We start from the raw sequence: 23,760 nt of genomic DNA, 5'->3' as shown, positions 1-23,760 counted from the left end.
GCAGATCGTGCCGGTGGCTCGATCGGACGATCCCGAGCGCGCGGATCCTGCACGTCGGTGCCAGGGGCCGCGGGGCGGACCTCGGGCTCGTGGAACATCCCCCGGCTCGCTGGATCGGTCCGTTCGGACGTGCCGGACGCAGCTCCTCGTGCCGGAGAGCCGCGCGGCTGATCTCCGGCGCGCGGAACACTCTCCGGCGTGCGGAATCGACCGGTTCGAGCGTGCCGGAACGCCTCTCAGAACGTGAGGACGGCCACCGCGGACGGGCGGCCGTGGATGCCGGTCGCGTACGGGTCGGGACCTCGGTAGGTGGGTCCCCGGGTCACCTTCGCCTCCACTGCGAATCGTCCCCGCGGATCGGCGGCGAGCTCGCACACGGTCTGAGGCCCCGGGTACGGGGCGGTGACCACCACGCTCCTGGTGCGGACCGTGTAGGTCTCGACGGTGGGGTAGACCCCGGCGGGGATCGTGATCGTGCCGGCCCGAGGCCCCTCGGGAACGATCCCGTCCGGCCAGACGGCGACGTCGTGGTCCGGTGAGTCGACGCGCACAACCGCGTCCTGGGGGAGGACGACCTGGGTCCCCGGAGTCCCGGTCCCGTTGAGGTACACCTCGACGCGGAAGGCCCGCGGGGACTCGCCGCCGAGGGAGGCGAGCCAGACGCCGAGGAAGGTGCCGTCCTCCTTCGGCGGCGGGGAGGCGGAGGCCGCAGGGGCGGCCACGGCGCCCGCGATCACCGGGACCGTCCAGGCGACCGCGAGCGCCGACCGGCGCCCGATCCCCGGTGGACGATCCCCGTCCAGTCCGGTCGTGTCGTCCCTCTGCGGGTCGTTCGTCATCGCGGTCCTCGTTCTCGTCTCGGCCGCGCGGCCCTGCGTCCTGGTGGGTCCTCGTCCTCGTTCGAACCGCAGGCGCCGCGCGGAGCGTTCCAGCGCCGGCATCACCTTCTCGGTGTGAGGGGACGAGGGGCGAATCTCTGGCACCGATCGTGCCGCCTGGCGGGATTGCCGCGGAGCGCGGCCTCGGCGGCGACTCCGGCCGTCCGCCCACAGCCTCCTGGCGGAGGACGGAATCCGATCCGATCGACGCCGCAGAGCTGCCCGCTCCGCCCGACCTTCCGGACCGGCGACGCGTCGGAGGCCGACCGCGTCCTCTCCCAGCTGCCGCGCTGACCGCCGGCGATCGTCAGACCGTGATCATGACGGTCTGCGACGGAAGCCCGTATCCCTGCGTGACGGACGGGTCGGGACCGGGGTAGACCGGTCCGCTCACCACAGCGACGGTCACGGGGAACGAGCCGGTCGGAGAGGCAGTGAGTCCGGAGGTCAGCTGTCCGAGCGGGGACGCGACCGAGATGCGTCGTCCGGCGATGTCGTAGATGGCGTCGACCGAGTACGAGCCCGCAGGGACGAGCAGGCGGCCCGCTCGGGGGCTCTCCGCCACGATCCCGGATCCCCAGTACGCGACGTCGTGCCCCGCCGTGATCCGGATCTCCGCGGCGCGCTCTAGCACGATCGGCGACAAGGACGTCTGAGGGACATTGAGGAGGACCGCCGTCACGAAGACACCGGAGCGGTAGCCCTGAAGAGTCACACCCAGGAACGCTCCGTCTCCCACCGGGGCGGGGGACGCCGAGGCGCCGGGAGCGGTGACCGCGGCGGCGACCACCGGGGTCGTCCACGCGGCCGTGACAGCGGTCCGCCGTGCGATGCCCGGTGGAGGGGAGGATCGGCGCTCGTCGTCGTGCGGGTGGCGCTCATCGGGTGGCATCGGTGTCCTCGTTCTCGTTCGCGTCGACTGGACGGCAGGGTGCGACCCGGCTCGCCGGCCACTCTGCCGACGACGAGCGGGCGGCGCCGCATCGCTGGCGCAGATCGTGCCGGTGGCTCGATCGGACGATCCCGAGCGCACGCCCCGACGATCGGGTCCGTGCCGGAGGGCCGCGCGATCGACCTCCGGCTCGTGGAACCCCCTCCGGCTCGCAGAACCGCCCGGTTCCGACGAGCCGGACGCGCTTCCCGGTGCCGAAGCCGCCCTGGCATGCGTCCTCGGGCCCTCGGGCGCGGCTCGGACCGCCCCGCCCGGCGCTCGATTACACTGGACCAGCCATCAGCGGCGCCCGAGGGAGTCGCACGAACGAGATTTCCGAGGGAGCACCGTGTCCGGGCATTCCAAGTGGGCCACGACCAAGCACCAGAAGGCGATCAAGGACTCGCGCCGCGCGAAGTCCTTCGCCAAGCTGATCAAGAACATCGAGGTGGCCGCCAAGATCGGCGGCGCCGACATGTCCGGCAATCCGACGCTCGTCGACGCCGTGCAGAAGGCGAAGAAGACCTCGGTGCCGAACGACAACATCGACCGCGCGATCAAGCGCGGCGCGGGCCTCACCGGCGAGGTCATCGACTACACGACGATCATGTACGAGGCCTACGGCCCGAACGGCATCGCGCTGCTCGTCGAGTGCCTCACCGACAACAAGAACCGCGCCGCGGCGGACGTCCGCACCGCGATGACCCGCAACGGCGGCACCATGGCCGACCCGGGCAGCGTCGCCTACAACTTCGCGCGCAAGGGCGTCATCACCGTCCCGCACGGCGACGGCGTGACCGAGGACGACGTGCTCGGCGCGGTCCTCGACTTCGGCGTCGACGACGTCATCGACCACGGCGAGTCCTTCGAGGTCCGCACCGAGGCCGCCGAGCTGGTCCCGGCGCGCACGGCGCTCCAGGAGGCCGGCATCGACTACGACGCCGCCGACGTCGAGTTCGTCGCGTCGCTGCAGGTCGAGGCCGACGCCGAGACGGCGCGCAAGGTCTTCCGCCTGATCGACGCCCTCGAGGACTCGGACGACGTGCAGAACGTCTACACGAACCTCGACATCACGGCCGAGGTCCGGGCCGAGCTCGAGAACGACGAGGAGTGACCCGGTGACCCCGGCTCGTCCCGGGCGGGCGCGCTGATGCGCGTCCTCGGGATCGACCCGGGGCTCACCCGGTGCGGCGTCGGCATCGTCGACGTCGGCCGCGACCGGCGCGCGACGCTCGTGCACGTGAGCGTCCTCCGGACCCCCGCCGACGCGCCGCTCGAGCGCCGGCTGCTCGCCCTCGGCGACGGGATCGAGGCGCTGCTCGACGAGCACCGGCCCGAGGCCGTGGCGATCGAGCGCGTCTTCGCCCAGAACAACGTCAGCACGGTGATGGGCATCGCCCAGATCAGCGGCGTCGCCCTGGTGGCGGCCGCCCGTCGCGACCTCGTCGTCGGCATGCACACGCCCAGCGAGGTCAAGGCCGCGGTCACCGGCTACGGAGCGGCCGACAAGCGCCAGGTCACGACGATGATCCAGCGCATCCTCCGGCTGGACGCCCCGCCGAAGCCGGCCGATGCGGCCGACGCCCTCGCCCTCGCCGTCTGCCACGCCTGGCGCGGGCCGATCGCCGCGGGCCCCGCCGCCGCCGAGGGGGAGACCGCGGCCCAGCGGGCCTGGCGCGCCGCGGAGGCCGCCACTCGAACGCCTGTTCGAGCCTCTAGACTGACGCGGTGATCTCCTCCCTCCGCGGCACCGTCCTCTCCGCTCGCGGGAGCCTCGCCGTCGTCGACGTCCACGGCGTCGGCTACGCGGTCAACGTCACGCCGCAGCACGCGCTCGAGCTGCGGGTCGGCGACGAGACCGTGCTGACGACGACGCTGATCGTCCGCGAGGACTCGCTGACCCTCTACGGCTTCCCGGACGAGGAGCAGCTCGAGATCTTCGAGCTGCTGATCGGCGTCACCGGCGTCGGCCCCAAGTCCGCGCTCGGCGTGCTCGGCTCGGTGGAGCCCGAGCGCATCGCCCAGGCCGTCGCCGACGAGGACGACGCCGTCTTCCGCAAGGTCTCCGGCATCGGTCCCAAGACCGCGAAGCTCATCATCCTGTCGCTCGCGGGCAAGCTCGCCGTCCGCCCGCGCGCCGCCCGCGGCTCCGGGCCGGGTGCGACGGCCGCGCAGAGCGTGCTCTCGGCCCTCGTCGGCCTCGGCTGGCCCGAGCGCGTCGCCGCCGAGGTCGTCGACGAGATCCTGCTCGACGCCCAGGCGTCCGACGCCGCGAGCGTGCAGTCCCTGCTCCGCCTCGCCCTGGCCCGGCTCGGTCCGGCGGCGCGCTCGTGAGCGGCGACGACGTGATGGGCCCCGAGGTCGCCTCCGAGGCCGAGATCGCCTTCGAGGGCGCGCTCCGCCCGAAGAACCTCGGTGAGTTCGTCGGCCAGCGCAAGGTCCGCGGCCAGCTCGAGCTGCTGCTCAAGGCGGCGGCGATGCAGGGCCGCACGCCCGACCACATCCTGCTGGCCGGCCCGCCCGGCCTCGGCAAGACCACCCTCGCGATGATCGTGGCGGAGGAGAGCTCCTCGCCGCTGCGGATGTCCAGCGGCCCCGCGATCCAGCACGCCGGTGATCTGGCCGCCGTGCTCTCCTCGCTGCTGCCCGGCGAGATCCTCTTCATCGACGAGATCCACCGGATGGCGCGCTCCGCGGAGGAGATGCTCTACCTCGCGATGGAGGACTTCCGGATCGACATCATGGTCGGCAAGGGCGCCGGCGCGACCTCCGTCCCGCTGGATCTCGCGCCGTTCACCCTCGTCGGCGCGACCACGCGCTCGGGCCTCCTGCCGAATCCGCTTCGCGACCGGTTCGGCTTCACCGCCCACCTCGAGTTCTACGCCGAGGACGAGCTGCGCCAGGTGCTCACCCGCGCCGCGCGGCTGCTCGACCTCGACATCGACGGCGAGGCGGTCGCCGAGATCGCCGGCCGCTGCCGGGGCACCCCGCGCATCGCGAACCGCCTGCTGCGCCGGGTCCGCGACTTCGCGCTCGTGCACGGCGGTCGCGCCGACGTCACCGCGGTCCGCGCCGCACTCGACCTCTACGACGTCGACGAGCTCGGCCTCGACCGCCTCGACCGCGCCGTGATGGACATCGTGCTCACCCGCTTCGACGGCGGACCGGTCGGCCTCAACACGCTCGCAGTCTCCGTCGGCGAGGAGGCGGAGACGGTCGAGGCGGTCGTCGAGCCGTTCCTCGTCCGGATCGGGCTGCTCACCCGAACTCCGCGCGGGCGCGTCGCGACCCCGGCCGCGTACCGGCACTTCGGCGTGGATCCGCGCGGGGGAGCCGCCTCGGCCTCCCAGCGGCCCCTGTTCGGAGATGACCTATAATCTTCAAGGCCCGACGGGCCGCTCGATCCGCATGCGCCACCCCTTGTGTGCGCGGCGGATCACCCTCAACTCCGGAAGGCTCACCCATGGATCCGACGATCATCCTGCTCGTCCTGCTTCTCGCCGTGATGATCATCTTCATGTTCCGCAACAACAAGAAGCGGCAGCGCGACGCGGAGAAGATGAAGTCCGGGCTGGTCCCCGGTGTCGAGCTGATGACCGGCTCCGGCCTGTTCGGCACCGTCGTCTCGATCGACGACGACGAGAACAAGATCGTCATCGAGTCGACCCCCGGGACGCTCCTGACGATCCACCGCCAGGCCATCGCCCGCCTCATCGACCCGACCGAGAACGCGGTCGTCGCCGACGAGGACGAGGCCGAGTCCGTGGCGGCCGTCGAGTCGCCCGCCTTCGGCGAGCGCGACGCCGCGCACACCGCCGACCCGCTGGTCGACCCGGTCGAGCGCGACCGCAGGCCCGACGCGCAGTAGTCTCCAGGGCGGGCAGGGTGCATCGGCACCCCGCCCGCCCTTCCACGTCCGGGGTGCGCCCCGGACCGAAGACCGTCGATCGGACGACAGGCGCGGCCCCCGGGGTCGGCGCCTGCGCGAGGATCGACGTCGACCGCAGAGCCAGCGTCGGCCGGAGAGCCGGCGCCGACCGAAGAAGAAGGTGAGCCCTGGGTGGCCGCATCAACCCCCGTCCGGAAGGCCCGGCGCTCGCTGAGCTGGCTCGGCGTCCTGATCCTCGCGCTCGTCGGCCTCAACGCCGCCGCCGTCGCCTTCGGCGGCGGCTCCTGGACGCCGAAGCTCGCGCTCGACCTCGAGGGCGGCACCCAGATCGTGCTCCAGCCCCAGCTCTCGGACGGCCAGACCGTCTCGTCCGAGCAGCTGACGCAGGCCGTCTCGATCATCCGCCAGCGGATCGACGCCGCGGGCGTCTCCGAGTCCGAGATCACGACCCAGGGCTCGAGCAACATCGTCGTCTCGATCCCGGGCACGCCGGACGACGCGACGCTGCAGCGCATCGAGGCCTCGGCGAAGCTCGACTTCCGCCCGGTGCTCGTCGCCAGCCAGGCGACCAACAGCTCGGTCGGCGGCGATTCGACCGCGTCGCCCACGCCGACCCCGGTCGACCCCTCCCTCGCCACCGAGCCGACGGCCGCGCCGACCAGCGCGAGCGACCTCGCCTACATCACGCCGGCGCTCGAGGCGCAGTACACCTCCTTCGACTGCGCGTTCCTCAACGACCAGGACCCGAACCTCGCGCCGGCCGATCAGCCCCTGATCACCTGCGACGACAACGACACGGCGAAGTACATCCTCGGCCCGGTCGAGATCACCGGCGAGGACATCTCCGACGCCTCGAACGGCCTGATGACGACGTCCTCCGGCGCCAGCACCGGCACCTGGGCCGTCAACCTCTCCTTCGACGACCAGGGCACCCAGGCCTTCGGCGACGTCACCTCGCGCCTCGTCGGCCTGCAGGGCGCGCAGAACCAGTTCGCGATCGTCCTCGACGGGCGTGTCATCTCGGCGCCGTCCACCAACGCGGCGATCACCGACGGCAACGCGCAGATCTCCGGCTCCTTCACCCAGGAGTCGTCGAAGACCCTCGCCGACCAGCTGAAGTACGGCGCCCTGCCGATCGGCTTCCAGGTGCAGAGCTCGGACAGCATCTCCGCGACGCTCGGCTCGACCCAGCTCGCCAGCGGCCTGCTCGCGGGCCTGATCGGCCTCATCCTCGTCGTCGTCTACTCGATCGCGCAGTACCGCGTGCTCGGCGCGGTGACCATCGCGTCGCTGATGGTGGCGGCGATCGTCACCTACCTCGTGGTCACCCTGCTCTCCTGGCGGGAGGGACTCCGCCTCTCGCTCGCGGGCGTCGCGGGTCTGATCGTGGCCATCGGCATCACGGCCGACTCGTTCATCGTCTACTTCGAGCGGATCCGCGACGAGCTGCGCGACGGCCGCGGACTCGAGTCCTCGGTCGAGGCCGGCTGGCGGCGCGCGCTGCGCACGATCTTCGCCTCCGACATGGTGAACCTGCTCGCCGCCGTCGTGCTCTTCGCCCTCGCGGTCGGCAGCGTCCGCGGCTTCGCGCTCACCCTCGGCATCACGACGCTGATCGACCTCGTGGTGGTGATCCTCTTCACCCACCCGATGCTGCAGCTGCTCGCGACGACCAAGTTCTTCTCCGAGGGGCACAAGGCCTCCGGACTGGATCCGCGCGCACTCGGCGCGGTCTACCGCGGCCGAGCGGCGTTCCGTCCGCAGGACGCCGTGCTCGCCGGCAAGGGGGCCTCGGGCAAGGGCTCCTCCGCCGCCCGCGAGGCCGCCCGCCGCCAGACCATCGCCGAGCGGAAGGCCGCCGAGGCGGCCGCCGCGCGCAGCTCCTCGAACGACTCGAACGGGAAGGACGCGTGATGGCCAGCTTCTCGCAGTTCGGAAACGACCTCTACACCGGCAAGCGCTCGGTCGACTTCGTCGGCCGCCGGCGCACCTGGTACCTCATCTCGATCGCGATCATCCTGCTCACCGTGCTCGGCACGGCGGCGCGCGGGGGCTTCAACTTCAGCATCGAGTTCACCGGCGGCTCGGAGTTCACGGTCACCGCACCCGACAACCTGGATCAGACCGCCGCGACGGACGCCGTCACTTCCGTCTCGCCCGACGCGGTCCCGCGCGTCTCGATCGTCGGCGACGACTCGATCCGGGTGCAGACCAGCCAGCTGTCGACCGACGAGTCGACCCAGGTCCGCAACGCCCTGTCGGAGGCGTACTCCGTCCCGACGGAGCAGGTCGCGTCGTCCTTCATCGGCGCCGCCTGGGGCTCGGACGTCACGCAGCAGGCCGTCCGCGGCCTGATCATCTTCGTGATCCTGGCCGCCCTGGCGATGTGGGCCTACTTCCGGACGTGGAAGATGTCGCTCGCCGCGATCGTCGCGCTCCTGCACGACCTCGTGATCGTGGCCGGCGTCTACGGCATCACAGGGACGGAGGTCTCGCCGGCGGCGGTCATCGGACTGCTCACGATCCTCGGCTACTCGCTCTACGACACGGTCGTCGTCTTCGACAAGATCCGCGAGAACACCGCAGAGGCGCTCGGCAGCACCACCAAGACCTTCTCCGAGACGGTCAACCTCGCCGAGAACCAGACGCTGGTGCGCTCGATCAACACCTCGATCGTCGCGGCCCTGCCGGTCGCCGCGATCCTCGTGATCGGCGCCTTCGTCCTCGGTGCCGGCACGCTGCGCGACATCTCGCTCGCGCTGCTGATCGGCATCATCGTCGGCACCTACTCGACGATCTTCGTCGCCGCCCCGCTCTACGCCCAGCTGCGCAGCGGCGAGGCCGAGATCGGCAAGCACGACAAGCGGGTCGTCTCGGCACGCGAGCGCGCCGCGACCCCCGTCGTGCAGGGCTGATCGTGGCCGACTACGCACAGGTCACCGCCGCGGACGCGATCGGCCTCGTCGAGCGCGACGAGGTCTGGCTACTCGACGTGCGCGAGCCCCACGAGTGGGCGCTCGGTCATGCGCCGGCGGCGCACCACATCCCGATGGGCAGCATCGGTGAGCGGCAGGACGAGCTCCCTCGGGACGCGACGATCCTCGTCGTCTGCCACTCCGGCGTCCGCTCGGCCATGGTCGTCCAGGCGCTCGACGGCGCCGGCTACGAGACGGCGAACATCGAGGCCGGGATGACCGCCTGGGCGACCGCCGGCGGCGACGTCGTCGACGACGAGGGACGTCCGGGCCGGATCGACTGATCGCGGGCCTGTCCGCTCCCGGCGGACCGGTCACGAGGCGCCCCGCGACGGGCGATAATGAGGCGATGGAGATCTCCGCGTGAGCGACACCACGACCACGTCCTCGACCGCCGCCCTGCGCCGGCTGGTCCCTCGGATCTTCTCGCGCGCACAGCCCTCCGGGGCGGTCGACACGCTCGTCCGGACGGTGCGCACGCACCACCCCAAGAGCGACATCGCGCTGATCGAGCGGGCCTACTCGGTCGCCGAGCGCGCGCACGCGAACCAGAAGCGCCGCAGCGGCGAGCCGTACATCACGCATCCGCTGGCCGTCGCGCAGATCCTCGCCGACCTCGGCATCGGCTCGAAGACGATCGCCGCCGCGCTGCTGCACGACACCGTCGAGGACACCGACTACAAGCTCGACGAGCTCCGAGCCGACTTCGGCGACGAGGTCGCGATGCTGGTGGACGGCGTCACCAAGCTCGACAAGGTCAAGTACGGCGACAGCGCTCAGGCCGAGACCGTCCGCAAGATGATCGTGGCGATGTCGAAGGACATCCGCGTTCTGATCATCAAGCTGGCCGACCGCCTGCACAACGCGCGCACCTGGGGCTTCGTCCCCGCCGAGTCCGCGGCCCGGAAGGCGACCGAGACCCTCGAGATCTACGCGCCGCTGGCGAACCGCCTCGGCATCCAGGCGATCAAGTGGGAGCTCGAGGACCTGTCCTTCGCGGTGCTCTATCCGAAGATCTACAACGAGATCGAGAGCCTCGTGAAGGTGCGGACCCCGCAGCGCGAGGAGTTCGTCCAGAGCATCATCGACCTCATCGGCGAGGACCTGCGGGCGGGCAAGATCCGCGGCCGCGTCGTGGGCCGGCCGAAGCAGTACTACTCGATCTACCAGAAGATGGTCGTCCGAGGTCGCGACTTCGACGAGATCTACGACCTGGTCGGCATCCGCGTGCTGGTCAACTCGGTGCGCGACTGCTACGCCGTGCTCGGCTCGATCCACGCGCGCTGGAGCCCGATGCCCGGGCGGTTCAAGGACTACATCGCCACGCCCAAGTTCAACCTGTACCAGTCGCTGCACACCACGGTGATCGGCCCCAAGGGCCGCGCGGTCGAGATCCAGATCCGCACCAACGAGATGCACCAGCACGCCGAGTTCGGCATCGCGGCGCACTGGAAGTACAAGGAGCAGATGGCGACGGGCAAGGTCGCCTCCGGCTCGAACGACACTGACCTCGCCTGGCTCGCGCACCTCTCCGACTGGCAGTCCGAGACGACCGACCCGAACGAGTTCCTCGACTCCCTCCGCTTCGAGATCGGTGCGAAGGAGGTCTACGTCTTCACGCCCAAGGGCCGCGTCATCGGCCTGCCGACGGGCGCGACCCCGGTCGACTTCGCCTACGCCGTGCACACCGAGGTCGGCCACCGCACCATGGGCGCCAAGGTCAACGGGCGCCTCGTGCCGCTCGAGTCCTCGCTGACCACCGGCGACGTCGTCGAGGTCTTCACCTCGAAGAACCCCGACTCCGGCCCGAGCCAGGACTGGCTGAACTTCGTGCAGAGCCCGCGGGCCCGCAACAAGATCCGCCAGTGGTTCACCAAGGAGCGCCGCGACGAGGCGATCGAGCAGGGCAAGGACTCCATCGCGCGGGCCATGCGCAAGCAGAACCTGCCGCTGCAGAAGCTGATGAGCCAGGACACCTTCACCGAGGTGGCCAGCCAGCTGCGCTACAACGACGTCGAAGCGCTCTACGCCGCGGTCGGCGAGGGGCACGTCTCCACCCAGTCGGTGCTGGAGAAGGTCGTGGCGACCATCCAGGGCGACCCGGAGTCGGACGAGCACGAGGTCACCCTCCCGCGCTCCCCGCGTCCGCGCAGCCGCAGCAGCGAGTCCGGGGTCCTGGTCAAGGGCGCGCCGGACATCCTGGTCAAGCTGGCGAAGTGCTGCACCCCGGTTCCGGGCGATCAGATCGTCGGCTTCGTCACCCGCGGTGCCGGCGTCTCGGTGCACCAGGCGAACTGCCACAACGTGCAGGAGCTGCTCAAGGAGCCGGAGCGGATCGTCGACGTCGAGTGGGCGCCGTCCTCGAAGAGCATCTTCCTGGTGCAGATCCAGGTGGAGGCGCTCGACCGGTCCGGCCTGCTCAGCGACGTCACGCGCGTGCTCTCCGAGCACCACGTGAACATCCTGTCGGCCACGGTCTCCACCTCCAGCGACCGGCTGGCGATCAGCCGGTTCGTGTTCGAGATGGGCGACACGACGCACCTCGACCGGGTGCTCAACGCCGTCCGCAGGATCGACGCCGTCTACGACGTCTACCGGGTGAACGCGGGCTGATCGCCGGCGCGGCCGGCGCAGTACCCGGGCTCAGGGTCGGGTCAGCCGAGCGCCGCGGTCAGGCGGAGCAGGGCGATCCGGCGGCTCGAGACGGGAGGGCCGCTGTCCAGTCGCTCGAGCACCCGCTCGAGCGAGACACCGGTGACGGCCGCCAGGCTGCGCAGGAGATCGTCGTCGCAGGTGCTGCGGGTGCGCGCCAGATCGATCAGGGTGCGCTCGGGGGTCGTGACGGAGCAGCCGCCGAGGAGCGCGACGTCCTCGTCGGTGAGCCGGACCTCGTGGAAGCGCACCCGCGCGAGCATCGGCGGGTGCAGGCGGTTCCGTCGGTCGATGGAGGCGCTGTGCACCGGGGGAGCGGCGGGCATCGCGCCGTGCACCCAGGCCGCCGACAGCCGGTCCGCCACCGCTTTCGCCGGGACCACCGCCCGCAGCGCCGCGCCGCGCTCGGCCGGACCAACCGGCAGATCGGCGAGGAGGAAGCCCTCGTCGAGGGCGACGACCTCGCCGTCGAGACGGGCGGCGCAGAGCTCCGCGAGCGGCAGCTGCCCCGGGAGCAGCACGGAGGGGAGGAGGCGCGTCATCCGCCCATGCTGGCCGAGCCGTCGTCCCCGCGGGACAGCCGCAGCACATCTGTGGACGGATCCGCCCGAGCCAGCGCCGTGCGGTTCCCGCCGGCGACAGTCGGGTCTCGAGACGCCGCCTCCGGCGGCTACTCGACCAGCATGCCGGTCCGAGCGACTCGGGGTCCGGCCCCGTGAATCCGGGGCCCCCCTCACGCTGATCGAGTAGCCCGCGCAGCGGGCGTATCGAGATCCACGTCGTCCGAGGGGTGGGTCTCGATACACCGCCTGCGGCGCCTACTCGACCAGCGTGCATGCCGGCCGGGATCAGCCCAGGGCGTCCAGCCACACCTTGCGGGCGTCGAGGGCCTCCTGCGCCTGGGCGATAGCGGCGCGGTCACCGCGGGCCTTCGCCTCGTCGAGCTCGTCCTGCAGCTTCTGGATCGCGGCGGTCAGCTGCGAGGCGAGGCCCTCCGAGCGCGCCTTGCGCTCGGGGTTGCTGCGGTTCCAGTGCTCCTCGTCGAGCTTGCGCACGTGCGCCTCGACCTTGCGGAGGCGGTCCTCGACGGTGCGCACCTGCTCGCGCGGCACGCGGCCGACGGCGTCCCAGCGCTCCTGCACGGAGAGCAGCACGCGCTTGGCCTTCTCGCGGTCCTGCTCCTGCAGGAGCGGCTCCGCCTCCTCGAGGAGGGCGAGCTTGAGGTCGAGGTTCTCGGTGTACTCGACGCTCTCCTGCGCGACGACCTCGGCCTTCGCGCCGTAGATCGCGTCGCCGGCGGCCTTGAAGCGCGCCCAGAGGGCGTCGTCGAACCGCTTGCCCGCGCGACCGGCCACCCGCCAGCGCTCGAGGAGGGCCCGGTACTCCGGGATCGCCTCGGCACCGCGCGAGACCAGGGCGTCGGCCTGATCGATCAGCGACTGCTTGGCCTGCTTGGCCTCGCGGTGCGCCGAGTCGAGGTCGGCAAAGAACGCCTTGCGGTTCTGCTCGATGGTCGTGCGCGCCCCGCGGAAGCGGCGCCACAGCTCGTTGGCGTCGTTCTTGGGGAGGCGCGGACCCTGCTGCTGGTGGCTCTGCCAGCGGGCGAAGAGGTCGTCGATCGCGGCGCTGGCCTGCTTCCACTGCGTCTTCGCCGGGTCGACGGCGGCCAGCGCCTCGGCCTCGGCGACGATCGCCTCGCGGTGCGCGATCGCGTCGCTGAGGGCGGCCTTCGTCTCGGCGGCCTGCTGCTCGGTCAGATCCTCGACGGAACCGCTGAGCGCGCTGACGCGGGCCTGCAGGGCGTTGAGGTCGCCGACGGCGTGCGCCTGCGAGATGGCCGCGGTGAGCGTCTGCACTCCGCGCGACACGTCGTTCGCCGGAGCGCCGCGCTTGGCCCGCTGCTCGAGCAGGGAGACCTGGCCGGCGAGCTCGGTGTACTTGCGCTCGTAGTAGGCGAGGGCCTCCTCGGGAGTCGCGTCGGGGTACTGGCCCACCTCGCGCTCCTCGTCGCCGACGCGGACGTAGACCGTGCCGTCGTCGGCCACGCGGCCCCACGGCTGCCGGGCGCCCGCCTGCGGGCGGGGAGCCGTCGGGACGACGGGAGGCGCCACGTCCTCGGGAGTCGTCGCCTCGTCGGAGCTCGCTGCCTCGTCGGAGGTCGCCGTCTCGCCGTCGGAGAGCGCCGTCTCGTCGGAGGTCGCCGTCTCGTCCGAGGCCGGGGCCTCCTCGGGGGCCGCCACCTCGTCGGGCGTCGCCGTCTCGGATCCGGGCGTCGCCGTCTCGGGGGAGTCCTCTCCCGTCTCGGGAGCGTCCGTCTCGGCCGGGGCGTCGGCGCCCTCGGGGGCGCCGGTGCTCTCGGGAGCGTCCGTCGTCTCGGAGGACGCGCTGTCGTCGGGTGACACGGTGCCGGGGGTGGACACGGTGTCGATGTCGCCGTCTGGAGTCAGCATCGGGTGCCGCCTTTCGCTGTCGTCCCGCCCCTCGGCCTCGGTGCTCGACAGCCGGAGGCCGACGACCGCGCTCAGCCGCGAACGGGCAGTGACGACAAGCCTATTGCACTCCCCGCGCCCCCCGTTCGTCCGCGGTCCCGCGGGTCGCGCGCGCCGCTCGTCGGCGGCGCGCACGAGGGCTACTGCAGCGAGATGCCGCCGATCGTGACCGGCTCGGCGGGAGCGCCGTCGCCGGAGCCGTCCGCCGTGCCCTTCGCGACCACGTCGGCGATCAGCGCATCGAGACCCGAGGTCACCTGGCCGACCACCGTGTAGCCGCCCGCGGCGTCCTCGGGGAGCTGGGTGTCCTGATAGACGACGAAGAACTGGCTGCCCTGGCTGTAGCCGTTGCCGCCCTGGCGGGCCATGGCGATCGTGCCCGCGGGGTAGACGCCGTCCGCGGGCGCGTTCTCGACGGGTCCGTAGCTGTAGCCGGGGCCGCCGGTGCCGTCGCCGCTCGGGTCGCCGCACTGCAGGACGTAGAGGCCCTCGGTGGTGAGCCGGTGGCAGGAGACGCCGTCGTAGAAGCCCGACTGCGACAGGGAGAGGAAGGAGGAGACGGCCTGCGGGGCGGCGGCGCCGGCCAGGGTGATCCCCAGCTCGTCGCTGTTGATCGACATCGTGCCGGTCCAGTCGCGGCCCTCGGCGATGTCGGCGGAGGGGACGTCCCCGGTGTTCTGGCCGGTCGCCTCGGGGGTCGGCGTGGGAGTCGCGCTCTCGGAGGAGGTCGGCTCGGCGACCGGGGTGCCCGGGCCGCCGGAGAAGTAGAGGAGCTGCGCGACGACCGCGAGGGCGATCACGACGACGCCCGCGACGGCCGCGATCACGTTGTCGCGGACCCGGCGCTTGGCGCGCGTGCGGTGCAGGGTCTGCCGCGCCTGGTAGGCCCTCAGTCGGGTGCGCGCCTCGCGATCGTTCGTCCTGCCCTGAGCCACGTGTTCCTCCGCCGTCGTGCGTCGCGCCTGCGTCCGGCGCGGTCCCGCGCGAGCGCGGAGCGCGTCGAGCCTACGAGAATCGCCGCGCCCTCGCCGGACGCCGCGGCGCCGGGTGCCGGGTGGGCGCCGGGGTCGACTGTCGGAGGCCCTCGTTACGCTGGTGCGATGACCATGCAGCAGGCCGGACTCCGCTCCGGGGCGACGCCGCTCGCCGTCCGCATGCGTCCCCGCAGCCTCGAGGAGGTCGCGGGGCAGCGGCACCTGCTGACGCCCGGTTCGCCGCTGGTGGCCCTCGCGGCCGACACCACGGGAGAGCGCGGAGCCGTCTCCGTCATCCTCTGGGGCCCGCCCGGCACCGGCAAGACGACGCTCGCCCAGGCCGTCGCGCACTCCAGTGGCCGGCGCTTCGTCGAGCTCTCCGCCGTCACGGCCGGCGTGAAGGACGTCCGCCAGGTGATGGAGGAGGCGCTCTCCACCCGCGACCTCTACGGCACGTCGACCGTCCTCTTCCTCGACGAGATCCACCGCTTCACCAAGGCGCAGCAGGACGCGCTGCTGCCCGGCGTCGAGAACGGCTGGGTGATCCTCATCGCGGCGACGACCGAGAACCCGTCCTTCTCGGTGATCGCCCCGCTGCTCTCGCGCTCCCTGCTGCTCACGCTGAACACCCTCGACGACGAGGACCTCGGGCTGCTCGTCGACCGGGCCCTGCACGACGAGCGCGGACTCCGCGACTCGGTGCGGCTCGACGACGAGGCCCGCGCGAGCATCGTCCGGCTGGCCTCCGGGGACGCCCGACGTGCGCTCACGGCGCTCGAGGCCGCCGCCACCTCCGCGAGGTCGGAGGCGCGCGAGGCGGATCGCGTCGCGCGGGCGACCGCGGTGGAGGGGGACGACGAGGACGACGACGAGGAGGAGCCCGCCGAGCCCGCCGAGCCCGCCGAGGCGGAGGAGCCCGAGCTCCCGCTGATCACGGTGGAGGTGGTCGCCCGCGCCGTCGACCGCGCGCTGCTGCGCTACGACCGCAACGGCGACGAGCACTACGACGTCATCAGCGCGTTCATCAAGTCGATCCGCGGCTCGGACGTCGACGCGGCGCTGCACTACCTGGCCCGGATGATCGAGGCGGGGGAGGACCCGCGCTTCATCGCCCGCCGGATCATCGTCTCGGCCTCCGAGGACATCGGGATGGCCGACCCGCAGGCGCTCGTCGTCGCGATCGCCGCGGCCGACGCCGTCCAGTTCATCGGCATGCCGGAGGGGCGCATCCCGCTCGCGCAGGCCGTCGTCCACCTGGCCACCGCGCCCAAGTCGAACGCCTCCTACACGGCCATCGACAGGGCGATCGCCGATGTCCGCGCGGGCAAGGCCGGCCGGGTGCCGCCGCACCTGCGCGACGCGCACTATCCGGGCGCCAAGCGGCTCGGCCACGGCAAGGGCTACCGCTACCCGCACGACGCCGAGCTCGGCGTCCTCGAGCAGCAGTACCTGCCGGACGAGCTCCGCGGCGCGCGCTACTACGCGCCGACCGAGCACGGCAACGAGCGCGACGTGTCGGCCCGGCTGGCGAAGCTGCTCCGGATCATCCGAGGCCGCGGCTGACGGTCCGGGACGGCGGACCCGGAACCGCGCGTGACGCGGGCTCCCGCGCCTGGTAGTCTTGCGAGGTTGCCCACCGCTCTGTAGCCGAGCGGAGCAGCGCATCCCTCTGAATCGCGCAGTCCGCCACCGCGGTCACCCTGCCTCCCGCACCCGCGGGGGGACACGACCTCGGCGCCCGCCCTCCTCCCGGAGCCGGCGGACGAGGACTGCGACCGAACCTCTCAGACCCTGGAAGGACCACAGTGTCGACCACCTCACGTACCCGTTCGAAGACGCGCCTCTCGCGCGCCCTCGGCATCCCCCTGACCCCGAAGGCCGCCCGCTACCTCGAGAAGCGTCCCTACGCTCCCGGTGAGCACGGCCGCTCGAAGCGCAAGGCCGACTCCGACTACGCCGTCCGCCTGCGGGAGAAGCAGCGTCTGCGAGCCCAGTACGGCATCCGCGAGAAGCAGCTGCGCATCGCCTTTCAGGAGGCGCGCCGTACCCAGGGCCTGACCGGTGAGAACCTGGTCGAGCTCCTCGAGATGCGCCTCGACGCCCTCGTCCTGCGCTCGGGCTTCGCCCGCACCACCGCGCAGGCCCGCCAGTTCGTCACCCACCGCCACATCATGGTGGACGGCCAGACGGTCGACCGTCCCTCCTTCCGCGTGAAGCCGGGCCAGGTCATCCACGTCAAGACCCGCTCCGAGGGCACCGAGCCCTTCCAGGTCGCGGCCGCCGGCGGACACGTCGACGTCCTCCCCAAGACCCCGGGCTACCTCGAGGTCGAGATCGACAAGCTCCAGGCGACGCTGCTGCGCCGCCCGAAGCGCGCCGAGGTCCCCGTGACCTGCGAAGTCCAGCTCGTCGTCGAGTACTACGCGGCCCGCTAGTCAGCGCACACCCGTTGGAAAGGCCCCGGCTCCTGCCGGGGCCTTTCCTCGTTTCCGGGCTCCGGCGAGCGACCGGCGGTCCGGAGTCGTGTCCTTCCGGCTCGTGATCCGTGCTCCGGCTCGCCGGATACGCCCGTTCCGGCGTGCCGGAGCTGATTCCCCGTGCCGGAGGTCAGCCGAACTCGGGTTCGGCTCGCGATCCGAGCTCGGGCTCGCGGGATCCGCGTGTTCCGGCGTGCCGGGGGTGGTTCCGCGTGCCGGAGGTGCGGCTGAGGCCGGGAGAGCCGGGGCCGCCGTGCGCCGTCGGTAGGCTGGGGTGCCGCATCCGGCGGCGCCGAAACGGAGGTCATCGTGTCCGGTGGAGACATCGCAGGGCTCATCGCCGCGGGGGTGTTCGCGATCCTGGTCGCGGTCGCCGCGATCCCGCTCTGGAAGCTCGGTCGGGTCTTCGACAGCACGAGCGAGGCCATCAAGCAGGCCAGCGACGGCCTGACCCCGATCCTCGACGAATCGGCGTCGACGCTGCGCGAGGCGAACCAGCAGCTGGCTCGCGTCGACACCATCACGAAGGACGTGGCCGAGGTCACCGGCAACGTCAACGCGCTCGTCGCCCTGACCGCCGCGACGATCGGCGGACCGCTGATCAAGCTCGCCGGCTTCACCGCCGGAGTCCGCGCCGTCCTCGTCGCCGGCCGCACCGCCGACAAGGCGGGTGCCGCGGTCGGACGCGGCGCCGCGCGCCGCTCTCGGCGCACCCGCAGGTCGTCCTCCAGGTAGCCCCCTGCCCGCGCCCTACAATCGAGGGGGTCGCCGCGCCCTCGGGCCGGCTGCCGTGAGCAGGAAACGCTGTGGGAGGAATCGCTGTGAAGAACATCGTGCTGATCGTCATCGGGATCGGTCTCGGATTCGCGGTCGCGCACCAGGTCGCGCGCACCGAGGCGGGCGCCCGCCTCTTCGAGGACATCAACCGCACGGCGAAGGAGCTCGGCGACGCCGTCTCCGAGGGCTACCACCAGCGCGAGGCCGAGCTCAAGGCCGCGATCGGCGAGGGCTGACTCCCTGCCCGTCCCGGCGCACCCGACAGACCCGCACGACCCGCTGGAACCGCACCACCCGACAGACATCCGCGTCGACCCGGTCGACCGAAACGTAACGGAACCCATGCAGACCGCAGACATCCGCAACCGCTGGCTCGACTTCTTCGGAAGCCGCGGGCACACCGTGGTCCCCTCCGCCTCCCTCGTCAGCGACGACCCGAGCCTCCTTTTCACCGTCGCAGGCATGGTGCCCTTCGTGCCCTACCTCACCGGGGTCGTCCCCGCGCCGTTCGACCGCGCGACGAGCGTGCAGAAGTGCATCCGCACGAACGACATCGAGGAGGTCGGCAAGACCCCTCGCCACGGCACGTTCTTCCAGATGAACGGCAACTTCTCCTTCGGCGACTACTTCAAGGAGGGGGCGATCGGCTACGCCTGGGAGCTCCTCACCGGCAGTGAGAGCGACGGCAACCTCGGCTTCGACGAGAAGGACCTCTGGGTCACCGTCTACAAGGACGACGACGAGGCCATCGCGCTCTGGAAGAAGATCGCCGGCCTGCCCGACGAGCGGATCCAGCGCCTCGACAAGGACACGAACTACTGGTCCACCGGCCAGCCCGGCCCCGCCGGGCCCTGCTCCGAGATCTTCTTCGACCGCGGGCCCGCCTACGGCATCGACGGCGGCCCGGCCACCGACGACGACCGCTACGTCGAGATCTGGAACCTCGTCTTCATGCAGTACCTGCGCGGGCAGGGCACGAGCAAGGTCGACTTCGACATCCTCGGCGAGCTGCCGAGCAAGAACATCGACACCGGCATGGGTCTCGAGCGCGTCGCGTTCCTCAAGCAGGGCGTCGAGAACATGTACGAGATCGACCAGGTGCGCCCGGTGCTCGACCGCGCCGCCGAGCTCTCGGGCCGCCGCTACGGCGCCGTGCACGAGGACGACGTGCGGATGCGCGTCATCGCCGACCACGTCCGCTCCTCGCTGATGCTGCTCTCCGACGGCGTGACGCCGTCGAACGAGGGCCGCGGCTACATCCTGCGCCGCCTGATGCGCCGCACGGTGCGCGCGATGCGCCTCCTCGGGGTCGACACCGCGACCTTCCCCGAGCTGTTCACCGCCTCGCGTGACGCCATGGCGTCGGCCTACCCCGAGGTGTCGACCGAGTTCGAGCGCCTCTCGACCAGTGCCTACGGCGAGGAGGAGGCGTTCCTGCGCACGCTCGCGGCCGGCACCGAGATCCTCGACCTCGCGGTGCTGAAGACCAAGAAGGCGGAGGCGGCGACCCTGCCCGGTGACACCGCCTTCCTCCTGCACGACACCTTCGGCTTCCCGATCGACCTCACCCTCGAGATCGCCGAGGAGTCGGGCCTCAGCGTCGACCGCGAGGCGTTCGACTCGCTGATGACGGCGCAGCGCACCCGCGCGAAGGCCGACGCGAAGTCGAAGAAGAACGCCCTCGCCGACCTCTCGGTGTACGCCGACTTCCGCGCGCACGGCGAGACGCTCTTCACCGGCTACGACGTGCTCGACACGGAGTCCCGGATCCTCGGCCTCATCGTCGGCGGGCACGCGGTGCAGAAGGCGGTCGCGGGCGACATCGCCGAGGTCATCCTCGAGGCCACCTCGCTCTACGCGGAGTCGGGCGGCCAGGAGGCCGACGCCGGCCGCATCATCGGCAACGGCTTCGACCTCGAGGTCCTCGACGTGCAGAAGCCGGTCAAGGGCCTGATCAGCCACAAGGTCCAGGTCGCCAGCGGCGAGGTCGGGGTCGGCGACGCCGCCACCTCCGTCGTCGACCGCGACTGGCGCCGCGGCGCGCGCCAGGCGCACTCCGGCACCCACCTCATCCACGCGGCGCTGCGCCAGGTCCTCGGCCCGCAGGCGCACCAGTCCGGCTCGTTCAACAAGGCCGGCTACCTGCGCCTCGACTTCTCCTGGAACCAGGCGCTCTCGCTCGAGACCCGCAGCGAGATCGAGGACATCGCCAACGGCGCGATCCGCGACAACCTCGAGGTCGTCACCCGCGAGCTCCCGCTCGACGAGGCCAAGGCGCTCGGCGCGATGGCGCTCTTCGGCGAGAAGTACGGCGAGGTCGTCCGCGTCGTCGACATCGGCGGCCCCTGGTCGCGCGAGCTGTGCGCCGGCACCCACGTGGGCACCTCCGCGGAGATCGGGCTGATCAGCCTGATCAGCGAGTCCTCGGTCGGCTCGACCAACCGCCGCGTCGAGTCGCTCGTCGGCCGCGAGGCGCTGAGCGAGCTCGTCGCCGAGCGCGCCCTGGTCAGCACCATCTCGACCTCGCTCAAGACCCCGCGCGAGCAGCTGCCCGACCGGATCGCCGAGCTCGTCGCGAGCCTCAAGGCCGCCGAGAAGCGGATCGCGACCTTCGAGGCCCGCGCCCTCGCCGAGCGGGTCCCCGCGATCGCCGCGACGAAGCGCTCGATCAACGGCGTGACGATCGTCGCCGAGAACGTCGGCACGGCCGGCTCCGGCGACGAGCTGCGCTCGCTCGTCATCTCGGTGCGCGAGCGCCTCGGCCAGGACGCGGCGGTCGTCGCCCTCGCGGCCGACGTCGCCGGCAAGCCCGCCGTGATCGTGGCGACCACCCCCGCCGCCCGCGAGCTCGGCCGGAAGGCGGGCGTGCTCGCCCGTCGCGCGGCCGGTGTCCTCGGCGGCGGCGGAGGCGGCAAGGACGACCTCGCCCAGGGCGGCGGCTCGGACGTGTCCGCCATCGGCGCGGCGCTCGACGCCGTCGTCGAGGAGGCGACGCGCTAGATGGAGAGGTTCGGCGTCCGGCTCGGCATCGATGTGGGCCGCTCCCGCATCGGTGTCGCGCGCTGCGACGCCGACGGCCTCCTCGCCGTGCCGGTGGAGACCGTCGCGCGTGTCGCGGAGGCGCCGGACGGCGCCGACGTCGCCCGGATCGCGGCCCTCGCCGCCGAGTTCGGCGCGTCGGCGATCGTCGTCGGCCTCCCGTTGTCGCTGTCGGGCGCCGAGACGGCCTCGACGGACGACGCCCGCGCCTTCGCGGCGCGCCTCGCCTCCGCCGTCCCGACCGCCCCGGTGCGGCTCGTGGACGAGCGGCTCTCGACGGTGAGCGCCCAGAGCGCGCTGCACCGCTCGGGACGCAGCACCCGCGGCTCCCGCGCCGTGATCGACCAGGTCGCCGCCGTGGTGATCCTGCAGCACGCCATCGATTCCGAGCGCTCGTCCGGTACCCCCGCCGGATCCGCGCTCGAACCGAACGAAGGACGACCCAGCCGTGACCGACGTCCCCCCGAGCCGCCGCGCCGCCCGCGCCGCGGAGGCCGATCAGCAGAGTCAGCTCCCGCACGACCCGGAGCAGCACCCCGCTTCTGAGACGGAGCCGACGGCGCCCGACTCGATCGATCACCTGTTCGCCGGCCCCGAGGTCGGCGCCCCGCGCGACCGCGGAGAAGCCGTCGCCGCCGCGCACCCCGACGCCGCCCCCTCCACCCGCCGCCGCCGCGCGAAGCGCGAGAACAGGCCGCGACGCAGCCGTCGCGGGCTGATCGGCGGGCTCCTCGCCTTCGGCGTCTTCGTGGCCCTGGTCGCGATCGCGGTGACGATCTTCGTCGAGCCCGTCCGCGCGCTGTTCGCGGAGCCGGAGCCGACCGACTTCACCGGCACCGGCACCAGCGAGGTGGTCTTCACCATCCACCAGGGCGACGGCGGCAGCACCATCGCCGAGAACCTCGTCGCGGACGGCGTCATCAAGTCCTACACGCCGTTCTACGAGCTGCTCCTCGCGGAGAACCCCGAGCCCGTCTTCCAGCCCGGTGCCTACTCGCTGAAGGCGGAGATGAGCGCGAAGGCTGCGCTCTCCGCGCTGCTCGACTCAGACTCGACGCGGCTGGCGAACACCTTCGTCATCCCGGAGGGCACCTCGCTCAAGGGCGCGCTGCCGCTGATCGCGGACGGCTCGGGCGTCGCCCTCGCCGACCTCGAGGCCGCGGCCGCGGACTGGGGCTCCTACGGGCTCCCCGCCGAGGCGACGAGCCTCGAGGGCTTCCTCTTCCCGGCGACCTACGACATCGACCCGGGCACGTCAGCACACGACATCCTGCAGACGCTCGTGAACCGGATGTACCAGTCGCTCGACGCGGCGGGCGTGCCGGTCGAGAACCGCTACCGGACCGTCGTCTTCGCCTCGCTCGTGCAGCGCGAGGCCCGCGTCGCGGACGACTTCCCGAAGGTCGCGCGGGTGTTCCAGAACCGCCTCGACCAGGGCTGGCGCCTGCAGTCGGACGCGACCGTCGCCTACGGCACCGGAGCCACCGACCGGGTGACCACGACCGACGCCGAGCGCAACGACGCGAGCAACGTCTACAACACCTACCAGCGCGACGGCCTGCCGCCCGCGCCGATCTCGAACCCGGGCGACGTCGCCATCCAGGCCGTGCTGCAGCCCGCGGACGGCACCTGGCTCTACTTCGTCACGGTGAACCTCGAGACCGGCGAGACGGTGTACTCGACCACCGATGCGGAGCACAACGCCGCGGTGGCGCAGTGGCAGGCGTGGATGCGGGACCACCCGGAGTACCAGTGAACGCGGAGCCGGCGCCGGGCGGGCGCCGGCTGGCGGTGCTCGGCTCGCCGATCGCGCACTCGCGCTCGCCCGAGCTGCACGCGGCGGCCTATCGGGTGCTCGGGCTCGACTGGAGCTACACGGCGGTCGAGGCGACGGAGGCGACGCTCGCCGCCGTCGTCGCCGATCCGGTCGCGCTCTGGCACGGCCTGTCGCTGACGATGCCGCTCAAGCACGCGGTGCGGCCGCTGCTCGACGAGGAGGACCTGGTCGCGCGGGCGACCGGCGCCGTCAACACGGTGCTGCTCGACCGCTCCGCCGGCGCACCCCGCCTGCGCGGCTTCAACACCGACGTGGCCGGGATCGTCCGGGCGCTCGGCGAGGCGGGCGTGCACTCGGCCGAGAGGGTCGAGATCCTCGGGGGAGGGGCGACCGCCGCCTCCGCCCTCGCCGCGGCGGCCGAGCTGGGCGCGGCGCGGGTGACGGTCACGCTCCGCTCGCCGGAGAAGGCCGCCCCGCTCGCCGCGATCGCGGAGGCGGTCGGCGTCGCCCTCGACGTCCGCCCGTTCTCGGACTGGGACGGTGCGGACGCGGCGCCGCTGCTCGTCTCGACGCTGCCGGGCGGCGCCTCCGCCGAGCTGGCCGTGCCGGATGCGGTGGTCGCGGCCTCGACGCTCTTCGACGTGGCCTACTCGCCGTGGCCGAGCCCGCTCGCGCTGCGCTGGGGCGCGGCCGGCTCGCCCGTCGTGTCGGGGCTGGGCATGCTCCTGCACCAGGCGCTGCTGCAGGTGCGGGTGTTCGTCGGCGGCGATCCGGCCGTGCCGCTGCCGGACGAGGACGCCGTGCTCGCGGCGATGCGCGCGACGCTCCCGGCGGACTCCGCCGCCTGACTCCGCGGGCCGCCGGGCGCGAGCGCGGTCGGGCGCGTGTGCGAGAATCGGAGG

General features: G+C 72.3%; 22 protein-coding genes. 17 read left to right on the top strand and 5 right to left on the bottom strand.

Features of this window, described 5'->3' with window-relative positions; all coding sequences use genetic code 11:
- Positions 1–236: 236 nt before the first annotated feature.
- Positions 237–839, bottom strand: coding sequence for a hypothetical protein (locus tag EDF45_RS09000; RefSeq protein ID WP_123735848.1), 603 nt, complete (start codon positions 837–839; stop codon positions 237–239).
- Positions 840–1,185: 346 nt separating this feature from the next.
- On the bottom strand, positions 1,186–1,770 hold the full coding sequence (locus EDF45_RS08995; protein ID WP_123733040.1) for a hypothetical protein: 585 nt from the start codon (positions 1,768–1,770) through the stop codon (positions 1,186–1,188).
- Positions 1,771–2,158: 388 nt separating this feature from the next.
- Here EDF45_RS08995 and EDF45_RS08990 point away from each other — a divergent pair, with 388 nt between their 5' ends.
- The 9 genes from EDF45_RS08990 (at position 2,159) to EDF45_RS08950 (ending at position 11,286) form a co-directional block, all read left to right on the top strand.
- Positions 2,159–2,923 carry a YebC/PmpR family DNA-binding transcriptional regulator gene (locus tag EDF45_RS08990; RefSeq protein ID WP_123735846.1) on the top strand — a complete coding sequence of 255 codons (765 nt, stop codon included), beginning with the start codon at positions 2,159–2,161 and terminating at the stop codon, positions 2,921–2,923.
- Between the two features lie 36 nt (positions 2,924–2,959).
- Positions 2,960–3,541, top strand: a complete 582-nt coding sequence (gene ruvC / locus EDF45_RS08985) for a crossover junction endodeoxyribonuclease RuvC (protein WP_123735845.1) — start codon at positions 2,960–2,962, stop codon at positions 3,539–3,541.
- Positions 3,538–4,143, top strand: coding sequence for a Holliday junction branch migration protein RuvA (ruvA, locus tag EDF45_RS08980; protein WP_123446195.1), 606 nt, complete (start codon positions 3,538–3,540; stop codon positions 4,141–4,143). Before ruvC ends, ruvA begins: the two co-directional genes overlap by 4 nt.
- Before the next feature lie 14 nt (positions 4,144–4,157).
- Entirely contained in the window at positions 4,158–5,186 is a 1,029-nt protein-coding gene (ruvB, locus tag EDF45_RS08975; protein WP_123446196.1) for a Holliday junction branch migration DNA helicase RuvB, read from the top strand.
- Between the two features lie 86 nt (positions 5,187–5,272).
- Entirely contained in the window at positions 5,273–5,677 is a 405-nt protein-coding gene (gene yajC / locus EDF45_RS08970; protein ID WP_123735844.1) for a preprotein translocase subunit YajC, read from the top strand.
- Positions 5,678–5,869: 192 nt separating this feature from the next.
- On the top strand, positions 5,870–7,612 hold the full coding sequence (secD, locus tag EDF45_RS08965; protein ID WP_123733042.1) for a protein translocase subunit SecD: 1,743 nt from the start codon (positions 5,870–5,872) through the stop codon (positions 7,610–7,612).
- Positions 7,612–8,613 carry a protein translocase subunit SecF gene (secF, locus tag EDF45_RS08960; protein ID WP_123735843.1) on the top strand — a complete coding sequence of 334 codons (1,002 nt, stop codon included), beginning with the start codon at positions 7,612–7,614 and terminating at the stop codon, positions 8,611–8,613. Before secD ends, secF begins: the two co-directional genes overlap by 1 nt.
- A 2-nt stretch (positions 8,614–8,615) precedes the next feature.
- Positions 8,616–8,957: a rhodanese-like domain-containing protein gene (locus tag EDF45_RS08955; protein WP_123735842.1), complete on the top strand. Its 342-nt coding sequence runs from the start codon at positions 8,616–8,618 to the stop codon at positions 8,955–8,957.
- Positions 8,958–9,036: 79 nt separating this feature from the next.
- Positions 9,037–11,286, top strand: coding sequence for a bifunctional (p)ppGpp synthetase/guanosine-3',5'-bis(diphosphate) 3'-pyrophosphohydrolase (locus EDF45_RS08950; RefSeq protein WP_123446201.1), 2,250 nt, complete (start codon positions 9,037–9,039; stop codon positions 11,284–11,286).
- 41 nt (positions 11,287–11,327) lie between these two features.
- Here the strand turns inward: EDF45_RS08950 and EDF45_RS08945 are convergent, their stop codons facing one another.
- From EDF45_RS08945 to EDF45_RS08935, 3 genes are all read right to left on the bottom strand, one after another.
- Positions 11,328–11,867 carry a type IV toxin-antitoxin system AbiEi family antitoxin gene (locus EDF45_RS08945; protein WP_123735841.1) on the bottom strand — a complete coding sequence of 180 codons (540 nt, stop codon included), beginning with the start codon at positions 11,865–11,867 and terminating at the stop codon, positions 11,328–11,330.
- Positions 11,868–12,173: 306 nt separating this feature from the next.
- On the bottom strand, positions 12,174–13,775 hold the full coding sequence (locus EDF45_RS08940) for a DUF349 domain-containing protein (protein WP_185020134.1): 1,602 nt from the start codon (positions 13,773–13,775) through the stop codon (positions 12,174–12,176).
- Positions 13,776–13,954: 179 nt separating this feature from the next.
- Positions 13,955–14,749, bottom strand: coding sequence for a peptidylprolyl isomerase (locus EDF45_RS08935; RefSeq protein WP_123735840.1), 795 nt, complete (start codon positions 14,747–14,749; stop codon positions 13,955–13,957).
- Between the two features lie 165 nt (positions 14,750–14,914).
- Between EDF45_RS08935 and EDF45_RS08930 the strand changes: the two genes are divergently transcribed.
- From EDF45_RS08930 to EDF45_RS08895, 8 genes are all read left to right on the top strand, one after another.
- Positions 14,915–16,351, top strand: a complete 1,437-nt coding sequence (locus EDF45_RS08930; RefSeq protein ID WP_123735839.1) for a replication-associated recombination protein A — start codon at positions 14,915–14,917, stop codon at positions 16,349–16,351.
- 242 nt (positions 16,352–16,593) lie between these two features.
- Positions 16,594–17,223, top strand: coding sequence for a 30S ribosomal protein S4 (gene rpsD, locus EDF45_RS08925; RefSeq protein WP_123446206.1), 630 nt, complete (start codon positions 16,594–16,596; stop codon positions 17,221–17,223).
- A 351-nt stretch (positions 17,224–17,574) separates the two neighbouring features.
- Positions 17,575–18,000, top strand: a complete 426-nt coding sequence (locus tag EDF45_RS08920) for a DUF948 domain-containing protein (protein ID WP_123446207.1) — start codon at positions 17,575–17,577, stop codon at positions 17,998–18,000.
- Between the two features lie 86 nt (positions 18,001–18,086).
- Complete coding sequence (locus tag EDF45_RS08915; protein WP_123704412.1) at positions 18,087–18,278, top strand: hypothetical protein; 192 nt, start codon at positions 18,087–18,089, stop codon at positions 18,276–18,278.
- Between the two features lie 106 nt (positions 18,279–18,384).
- Positions 18,385–21,042: an alanine--tRNA ligase gene (gene alaS / locus EDF45_RS08910; protein ID WP_123735838.1), complete on the top strand. Its 2,658-nt coding sequence runs from the start codon at positions 18,385–18,387 to the stop codon at positions 21,040–21,042.
- Positions 21,043–21,627 (top strand): Holliday junction resolvase RuvX, encoded by a 585-nt coding sequence (gene ruvX, locus EDF45_RS08905; protein WP_123704408.1) that lies wholly within the window; start codon positions 21,043–21,045, stop codon positions 21,625–21,627.
- Entirely contained in the window at positions 21,530–22,837 is a 1,308-nt protein-coding gene (gene mltG, locus EDF45_RS08900; protein ID WP_243624245.1) for an endolytic transglycosylase MltG, read from the top strand. The genes ruvX and mltG overlap by 98 nt, the downstream gene beginning before the upstream one ends.
- On the top strand, positions 22,834–23,706 hold the full coding sequence (locus EDF45_RS08895; RefSeq protein ID WP_185020133.1) for a shikimate dehydrogenase: 873 nt from the start codon (positions 22,834–22,836) through the stop codon (positions 23,704–23,706). Before mltG ends, EDF45_RS08895 begins: the two co-directional genes overlap by 4 nt.
- The last annotated feature ends 54 nt before the right edge of the window (positions 23,707–23,760 follow it).

This window comes from Rathayibacter sp. PhB186 (assembly GCF_003751825.1).
GTDB lineage: Bacteria > Actinomycetota > Actinomycetes > Actinomycetales > Microbacteriaceae > Rathayibacter > Rathayibacter festucae.
The sequence above is the reverse complement of the archived record's forward strand: the minus strand, read 5'-3'. Positions and strand labels throughout refer to the sequence as shown.